The sequence below is a fragment of the Microcoleus sp. T3_D1 genome (genome assembly GCF_036700405.1).
Classification (GTDB): Bacteria; Cyanobacteriota; Cyanobacteriia; order Cyanobacteriales; family Microcoleaceae; genus Microcoleus.
Genome location: NZ_JAUBOV010000214.1, coordinates 1 through 1,054 on the forward strand (window position 1 = coordinate 1; position 1,054 = coordinate 1,054).

Annotated in this window: 1 protein-coding gene; it reads right to left on the minus strand. The window is 47.3% G+C overall.

Annotated features, from left to right (window positions below):
• On the minus strand, window positions 1–632 hold a 632-nt coding region (locus QT992_RS33460; RefSeq protein WP_445305808.1), incomplete at its 3' end, for a calcium-binding protein.
• Window positions 633–1,054 lie beyond the last annotated feature (422 nt).

Consider the following 1,054-nt stretch of genomic DNA (forward strand, 5'->3'; position numbering starts at 1 on the left):
GGAGTCGGAGTCGGAGTCGGAGTCGGAGTCGGAGTCGGAGTCGGAGTCGGAGTCGGAGTCGGAGTCGGAGTCGGAGTTGCTGTCACATTTCCACCGATAATTTTCGCTGAAACACTCCCAACATCGCCAGTAAAATTGGTCAACAATGCTAAGACTTTATCAAATGAAGAACCGCCATTGCTGCTAACATAAACTCCGACACTATTGCTATCATTGCGGGCAACTAAAAAGCGAGAACCAGTCAAATCATCTAACAGTTCGATAGAATCAGAAGCAGCATCAAAGTCGCGGATAATAGCTACCCCATTGCTGGTAAGACCAAAGGTATCACTTGCGCCGCCACCTATCAGCGTATCTGTGTCACCACCGCCGACTAAATAATCAGCTCCTTTACCACCAAACAGTTGATCTGCACCTAATCCACCTTCAATGTAGTCGCTATCCCGACCACCATAAATGACATCATTACCCGGATCGCCCAATAGATCATCATTTCCAGAACCGCCAACGATCAGATCGTCTCCCGCATCGCCCCATAGACTGTCATCACCCGCATAGCCATAAATTTCTACGGGCACAGAATCAGACCAAAAAAGTTGGTCATTTTGCGCTGTTCCATCTAAACGAGCCATATCAAACCTCCAATTTGTCAAGTCTATTTGTTTGCCAAAAATACAAAAGGCCGGAGAAGGGTCGATCGCACATAATGCGAAATCACCACTTCCCCAGCCCCGCGAAACTCTCATCCGTCTCGGACTGTATTCAATTGTTTGAAATTACGATGCCTGAAAATACGATACTGCCGACCATCCCAGCCGTACAGGATAGATGCTTGTGGGTGTACCTCCCGTCAATTAATAATAAGCTACAGCATTTAATTTAACCTGTCAATACCTTCCCTTATCTTTGTTGTACAGAGTTTCAGGGTTGGGTGGGGGCGGGTTTATAAAGATTATCTGTGGGTGGCAGAATCGATCGGTGAACCCGCCCCTTGTATCTTAAAGGAGTCAGTAGATCGCCACGTCATGGATTCGATCGAGCCGACTTTCAGGCG